Genomic DNA, 7,054 nt, shown 5'->3' on the forward strand with positions numbered 1-7,054 from the left:
GATCAGGGCTAGCGCCCCGGGTCCACGCTCTCGGGGATCAGGGCTAGCGCCCCCGGCCCACGCGCCTGGGGATCACGCCTCAGGGTCGAAGCAGTTCGCTCAGCATGCGGTCAGACCGCCGAAGGCCTCCGCCCCCACCGGAGGCGCATGCTCCTGACCGGCGCCGACGTCCACGACGTCGCTCCCGCGGACGGACGTTCGGTCAGTGTTCTCGTTCCACTCCGTGTCGCTGTTGGGCCGAACGGGTGACTGGTTGTAAGAATTGACCGGTGCAGACAATCAGGACGAGCCCGGACGGGGTGGGGGCATGAACGGCCACGACGTCACCGACGAACAGTGGGAGGGGCTCGCCCAGGTCGTACCGCTGCGAAGCCGCGACGAGTGGCCGTCCTGGCCGGGCCATCGCGCGATGCCGGAGGCGGAGACCGAGACGAACCGGCGCTTCGTGGTGCTGCGCGTCAATGTGTTCGCCGACGCCAGGAAGGTCGCGGAGACCCTGATGGCACAGGTCCCGGTCCTGCTGGACCTGACCGGCGCGGAGACCGAAGTCGCCAAGCGCGTCCTGGACTTCGCCAGCGGCGTCGTCTTCGGTCTCGGCAGCGGCATGCACCGTGTCGACCGCAACGTCTTCCTGCTCGCACCACCCGGAACCGAGGTCCAGGGGCTCGTGGCCGGGGCCGGGAAGCACGGGCTGTGAGGTCCTGAGGCCGGGGTGACGCGCCGGCCTGGCGGACGAGGACCGGGACTGGCGGCGGAAGCGCCGCCGTTGAGGGCGTGCCGCCCGGCAGGCACGTACGGCACCTCTCCGGCAGGCACGTACGGCCTCTCCGGCAGGCCCGCCGTCGACGCGGCTGCGCATACGGTCCCTCGATCGTAGGAAGGTCGCTCCAGCGGAACGATTCGCCTGGTCCTTCGCCGCCTACGGTCCCGGACATGACCGTGCTCTCCCGGGGCGCGACCCCGGCGGCGCCCGCGCCGCGCCCGGACCGGCCGGGCATCACCGAACTGAGGCTCTCCGCCTTTGCGTCGCACCGCCGCGCCGTCTTCCCGCTCGGCCCGCTGACCTTCTTCGCCGGATCCAGCGGCACCGGAAAATCGAGTGCCCTGCGGGCGTACGAGGCGCTGGCCCGGCTCGGCGGCGGGGCGGAGCTCGGCGAGGCGTTCCCGGACCCGGTCGCGTGCGTGCCCGAGCGTGCCAGGCCCGACGCCCAGCGGCGGCGAGGATTCCGCATCGGCTGTACGGTCGACGGCCCCGTCGGTGCCGTACGACTCGATGTCGCCGTACAGGCCGAACCCGAACTGCGCATCGTCGGCGAGCGGTTGACGGCCGGGGGGCTGACGCTGCTCGAGACGGCGCTGCGCGACCCGAGGCGGCGCGCCGTCCAGGCGGCCTGGTACACCGCGGGCACCTCACCGGTGACCCGCGCCCCGCTGCCCGACGACCGGCTCGGCACGGCGCTGCTTCCGCTGCGGGTGGCCGGTAAGACGGACGGCCAGCGTCATGTGCTCGCCGCGGCGGAACAGGTGGTGGTCGCGCTGCGGTCCGTCTTCGCCTGCGACCCGCTGCCCCGGCGCATGCGCGGCGCGGTGCCGCTCGACGAGGGGCGGCTGCTGGGCGGCTGCGACAACCTCGCCGAGGTCCTGTGGCGCACCCGGTCGGAGTGCGGCCAGCGGCACGCGCAGCTGGTCGCGGCGGTACGGGCGGGCTGCGCCGGCACTGTGGAGGACGTACGGGCGGAGCAGCTGGACAGCCGGACGGTGCGCGCGGTCCTCGACCGGGGCGACGGCGTGCGCACCCCCACAGGGCGGCTCGGCGACGGTGAGCTGCGGTTTCTGGCGCTGGCTCTCGTGCTGCTCACCGGGCCGGGCGTCCTGGAGGTCGATCCGGTGGCCGAGGTGCCGGAGGCGCTGCAGTGCCTCACCGTCCTCGCCGACGGGTTCGACCGCTGCCTGGACGAGCGGCAGTTGCGTGAGCTCGCGAGGCTGGCCGTGCTGACGTGCGAGCGCGGGCACATCCGGCTGGTGGGGGCGGTGCAGAACGCGTCATGGGCCGCTGAGGCGGATGGTGTCACGGTGGTAGACCTGGACCGTGAAGGAACTTGATCTGGCGGGGCTGCAGCGCAGACTGGCCGAGTTCGCGGCCGCCCGCGACTGGCAGCAGTACCACACGCCGAAGAACCTGGCCGCGGCGCTCAGCGTGGAGGCCTCCGAGCTGGTCGAGATCTTCCAGTGGCTGACGCCCGAGGAGTCGGCCGCGGTGATGGACGATCCCGAGTCGGCGCACCGGGTGACGGACGAGGTCGCCGACGTCCTCGCGTATCTGCTGCAGCTGTGCGAGGTGCTGGGGATCGATGCGCTGGCGGCGCTCGACGCGAAGATCGACCGCAATGAGCAGCGGTTTCCGGCGCCCGGGGGTCGGTGAGGGTCCGGGCCCGGTCCCTTGAATGCCTGGGATCCCATGAGTGTGCGGGATCCCGTGAGTGCGCGGGAGCCCGTGAGTGCGCCGGGAGCCGCCCCTTGAGGGCTGACGCGCCGCAAGGGATCCGCTCTTCGTCACTCTCCGGAGTGATTGCGTTGTCCACATCTCGTTTTCTGTCCACAGATTCCGGACGACCTCTGGCTTTTCATTTCCTGGCAACTCACTCTGGGTAGTGGACAGAGGAGTGCGGGCAGCGCGCGGCAGCGCGTGCGGGACGGACGGGGGCGGCGATGGAGGCGGTGCGGCTCATCGAAGCGAACAGGCGTGCCCTGGCGCAGAGCCAAGGGGTGCCGGACATCGTGGTGGAGTCATGGCAGGCACAGGCGCTGGCTCAGGCGATCGGGAGCCGGCTGGCGGTCACCGGGCCGCCTGAGTTACGGGGCGAGGCGCTCGGCCTGAGCGAGGTGGGCGGCAGAGGCTGCGGCGCGCTGGACGCTCCGACGCTGGGCATCGGGGAGATACGGGCGGCGCAGTTGACGGAGATCGGCGACGCGCGCCAGGCGCTGCTGGGCCTCGGCGGCCTGCTGGGCGAGGTCGGCATCGCTCTCGTCGGGATCGCCTGCTCCGCAGACGAGGAAGGGGCGTACTGGCAGTGCATGGAGGCGATCGACGCCGCTGACGAGTGCCGGGACCGGGTGCTGGAGATGCTGCGCCGACTCGCGGTGCGCGAGCAGAGCATGCCGGAACCGGAACCGGACTCGGCGGCCGGGTAGCTTTCCGGTCAGCCTGCGTGTGGTCGAGGTCCCAAGTGCCCCAACGGTCCCATATGCCCCATGGATCGCAGAAGGCTCACAGGACGCATGGCACTTCTGGGGCACCTCCGTGCAGGATGGAGGCATGGATCTTCGCATCTTCACCGAGCCCCAGCAGGGGGCCACCTACGACACTCTTCTGACCGTGGCCAAGGCCACTGAGGATCTGGGCTTCGACGCCTTCTTCCGGTCGGATCACTATCTCCGGATGGGTTCCGTCGACGGGCTGCCGGGTCCCACCGACGCCTGGATCACGCTTGCAGGGCTGGCCCGGGAGACCAAGCGGATCCGGCTCGGCACGCTCATGACGGCCGGTACCTTCCGGCTGCCCGGTGTGCTGGCGATCCAGGTGGCGCAGGTCGACCAGATGTCGGGCGGCCGCGTCGAACTCGGCCTGGGAGCGGGCTGGTTCGAGGAGGAGCACAAGGCGTACGGCATCCCGTTCCCGAAGGAGAAGTTCGCCCGGCTCGAGGAGCAGCTGGCGGTCGTCACCGGGCTGTGGAGCACGGAGGTCGGCGAGAGCTTCAGCTATGACGGCGAGTACTACCAGTTGACCGACTCGCCTGCGCTGCCGAAGCCGGCGCAGGCCAAGGTGCCGGTGCTCATCGGCGGACACGGTGCGACGCGCACGCCCCGGCTCGCGGCTGAGTACGCCGACGAGTTCAACATGCCGTTCGCCTCGATCGAGGACAGCGAGCGGCAGTTCGGCCGGGTGCGGGCGGCAGCGGAGGCGGCCGGCCGCAAGGGCAGTGACCTGGTGTACTCCAACGCGCTGGTGGTGTGTGTCGGCAAGGACGACAGTGAGGTCGCACGCCGAGCGGCTGCGATCGGACGGGAGGTGGACGAGCTCAAGGCCAACGGCCTGGCGGGGTCCCCGGCCGAGGTGGTGGACAAGCTCGGGCGGTACGCGGCGATCGGCTCCCAGCGGGTCTACCTCCAGATCCTCGATCTGGACGACCTGGACCATCTGGAGCTGATCTCGTCGCAGGTGATGTCGCAGTTGTCGTAGCAGCAGGCGAAACACGCGTACGGCGAGGCAGGGCTCGATATTCCTTGGTCCGTACGAGGGGGACGCGACCATACTCGGACGCGTGTTCCTGACGATCAGTACCACCGGTACCCCAGAACGCCCCGCGACCGACCTCGGGTTCTTGTTGCACAAGCATCCCGACAAGGCGCAGGCGTTCTCCACCTCCTATGGCACCGCGCACGTCCTCTACCCCGAGGCGTCCGCGGAACGCTGCACGGCGGCGTTGCTGCTGGAGGTGGACGCGGTGGCCCTGGTGCGGCGGGGCAAGGGCAAGGGCCGCGGCGGCGCACCGGACGCGGCGCTCGCACAGTACGTCAACGACCGGCCGTATGCCGCGTCGTCGCTGCTTGCCGTGGCGCTGAGCAGGGTGTTCTCCAGCGCGATGAAGGGGCAGTGCACTGCCCGGCCCGAGCGGGCCGGGCAGCCGCTGCCGCTGCGTATCGAGGTGCCCGCGCTGCCCGCCCGCGGCGGCGCAGAGCTGGTGCGTGCGCTCTTCGAGCCGCTCGGCTGGACGGTCACCGCGGATGCCGTGCCGCTGGACGAGCAGTTCCCGGAGTGGGGCGACTCGCGGTACGTACGCCTCGTCCTCGAGGGAGAGTTGAGGCTCGCGGAGGCGCTGCGGCACCTCTATGTCCTGCTGCCGGTGCTCGACGACGCCAAGCACTACTGGGTGGCCTCCGACGAGGTCGACAAGCTGCTGCGGGCCGGTGACGGCTGGCTGGCCGAGCATCCGGAGCACAAACTGATCACCAGCCGTTATCTTTCGCGGCGCTGGTCGCTGACCCGTGCGGCGATGGAGCGGCTGGAACTGGTGCGGCTCGCCGAGGCGGACGACACCGAGGTCGAGGAGATCGACAACGCCGTCGACGAGTCCACAGGCGTCGACGAGTCCGCAGGCGTTGACGAGTCCGCAGGCGTCGACGGGTCCGCAGATACGGACGAAAGGTCCGTTCCCCTGGCCGTGCAGCGGCGCGAGGCGATCCTCGGGGCACTGCGCGAGGCCGGTGCGAGCCGGGTGCTCGATCTCGGCTGCGGACAGGGCCAGTTGGTGCAGGAACTGCTCAAGGACAGCAGGTTCAAGGAGATCGTCGGTGTCGACGTGTCGATACGGGCGCTCACCATCGCCGCGCGGCGGCTGAAGCTGGAGCGGATGGGCGAGCGGCAGGCGGAGCGGGTCAAGCTCTTCCAGGGCTCGCTCGCCTACACCGACACCCGGCTCAAGGGGTACGACGCGGCGGTGCTCTGCGAGGTCATCGAGCACGTCGACCTCCCGCGGCTGCCCGCCCTGGAGTACGCGGTCTTCGGCTCCGCACGCCCACGGACCGTGCTGGTGACGACGCCGAACGTCGAGTACAACGTGCGCTGGGAGACCCTCCCGGCGGGGCACGCCCGCCACGGCGATCACCGCTTCGAGTGGACACGCGAGGAGTTCCGCGGCTGGGCGGGCCGGGTGGCCGAACGGCACGGGTACGAGGTGGAGTTCACCCCCATCGGCCCGGACGACCCCGAGGTGGGGCCGCCCACGCAGATGGCCACGTTCCGTTTGAAGACCGGGGCGGAGACCCTGAAGAACACAGCACGGCCGGCCGACGACACCCCACAGGACGCGAAGGAGGAGAAGACCGCATGACGAACCAGAACGACAAGGGCACCGGCACCGCCGGTGGCACCACCCGCATCCTGAGCGTGACCGACCTGTCCCTCGTGGTCCTTGTCGGCGCCTCCGGATCGGGCAAGTCCACCTTCGCCCGCAAGCACTTCAAGCCCACCGAGATCATCTCCTCGGACTTCTGCCGCGGCCTCGTCGCCGACGACGAGAACGACCAGAGCGCCAGCAAGGACGCCTTCGACGTCCTGCACTACATCGCGGGCAAGCGGCTGGCGGCGGGCCGGCTCACCGTCGTCGACGCTACGAGCGTGCAGCAGGAGAGCCGTAAGCAGCTGATCCAGCTGGCCCGGCAGTACGACGTGCTGCCGATAGCCATCGTGCTCGACGTGCCCGAGGAAGTGTGCGCCGAGCGGAACGCAACGCGGGCCGACCGGGCTGGGATGCCGCGCCGTGTCATCCAGCGGCACATCCGTGAACTGCGTCGCTCGCTCAGGCACCTGGAGCGCGATGGCTTCCGGAAGGTGCACATCCTGCGCGGCGTCGAGCAGGTCGAGAGCGCACAGGTCGTGCGGGAGCGGCGCTTCAACGACCTGACGCATCTCACGGGTCCGTTCGACATCATCGGCGACATCCATGGCTGCAGCTGCGAGCTGGAGACGCTGCTCGGCAAGCTCGGTTACGTCGACGGCGCCCACCCCGAGGGCCGTACTGCCGTCTTCGTCGGCGACCTCGTGGACCGCGGCCCGGACACGCCGGGCGTGCTGCGCCGTGTGATGTCCATGACCGCGTCCGCCGCCGCACTGTGCGTGCCGGGAAACCACGAGAACAAGCTCGGGCGTTGGCTCATGGGCAGGAAGGTGCAGCACACCCACGGTCTCGCGGAGACCATCGCGCAGCTGGAGGGGGAGAGCAAGGAGTTCAGGCAGCAGGTGGCGGAGTTCATCGACGGGCTCGTCAGCCACTACGTGCTCGACCGCGGTCGGCTCGTCGTGAGCCACGCGGGCCTGCCGGAGAAGTACCACGGCCGGACCTCGGGCCGGGTCCGGTCGCACGCGCTGTACGGCGACACGACCGGTGAGACCGACGAGTTCGGGCTGCCCGTGCGCTACCCGTGGGCCGAGGACTATCGCGGCCGCGCCGCCGTGGTGTACGGCCACACACCCGTGCCCACCGCGACCTGGCTC

The 7,054-nt window shown here is 70.5% G+C and carries 7 protein-coding genes; all 7 read left to right on the forward strand.

Annotated features, from left to right (window positions below; all coding sequences use genetic code 11):
* Positions 1–307: 307 nt before the first annotated feature.
* The gene (locus H1D24_RS41215; protein WP_181662908.1) at positions 308–697 is read left to right on the forward strand and encodes a cell division protein SepF; all 390 of its coding nucleotides are present in this window, start codon (positions 308–310) and stop codon (positions 695–697) included.
* Between the two features lie 236 nt (positions 698–933).
* On the forward strand, positions 934–2,103 hold the full coding sequence (locus H1D24_RS41220; RefSeq protein ID WP_181662909.1) for an AAA family ATPase: 1,170 nt from the start codon (positions 934–936) through the stop codon (positions 2,101–2,103).
* The gene (locus tag H1D24_RS41225; protein ID WP_181662910.1) at positions 2,090–2,422 is read left to right on the forward strand and encodes a nucleotide pyrophosphohydrolase; all 333 of its coding nucleotides are present in this window, start codon (positions 2,090–2,092) and stop codon (positions 2,420–2,422) included. Before H1D24_RS41220 ends, H1D24_RS41225 begins: the two co-directional genes overlap by 14 nt.
* Before the next feature lie 287 nt (positions 2,423–2,709).
* Entirely contained in the window at positions 2,710–3,192 is a 483-nt protein-coding gene (locus tag H1D24_RS41230; protein ID WP_181662911.1) for a DUF6099 family protein, read from the forward strand.
* Between the two features lie 124 nt (positions 3,193–3,316).
* Positions 3,317–4,240 carry an LLM class F420-dependent oxidoreductase gene (locus tag H1D24_RS41235; RefSeq protein WP_181662912.1) on the forward strand — a complete coding sequence of 308 codons (924 nt, stop codon included), beginning with the start codon at positions 3,317–3,319 and terminating at the stop codon, positions 4,238–4,240.
* A gap of 82 nt (positions 4,241–4,322) precedes the next feature.
* A complete protein-coding gene (locus H1D24_RS41240) occupies positions 4,323–5,891 on the forward strand; it encodes a 3' terminal RNA ribose 2'-O-methyltransferase Hen1 (protein WP_181662913.1) in 1,569 nt (522 codons plus the stop codon).
* A partial coding sequence (locus tag H1D24_RS41245) for an AAA family ATPase (protein WP_181662914.1) occupies positions 5,888–7,054 on the forward strand: 1,167 nt, incomplete at its 3' end. The genes H1D24_RS41240 and H1D24_RS41245, both read left to right, overlap by 4 nt.

This window comes from Streptomyces himalayensis subsp. himalayensis, assembly GCF_013778455.1.
Classification (GTDB): Bacteria; Actinomycetota; Actinomycetes; order Streptomycetales; family Streptomycetaceae; genus Streptomyces; species Streptomyces himalayensis.

Coding starts and splice junctions, on each gene's coding strand:
- H1D24_RS41215 (WP_181662908.1), top strand. CDS start 308: ATGAACGGCCACGACGTCACCGACGAACAGTGGGAGGGGCTCGCCCAG.
- H1D24_RS41220 (WP_181662909.1), top strand. CDS start 934: ATGACCGTGCTCTCCCGGGGCGCGACCCCGGCGGCGCCCGCGCCGCGC.
- H1D24_RS41230 (WP_181662911.1), top strand. CDS start 2,710: ATGGAGGCGGTGCGGCTCATCGAAGCGAACAGGCGTGCCCTGGCGCAG.
- H1D24_RS41235 (WP_181662912.1), top strand. CDS start 3,317: ATGGATCTTCGCATCTTCACCGAGCCCCAGCAGGGGGCCACCTACGAC.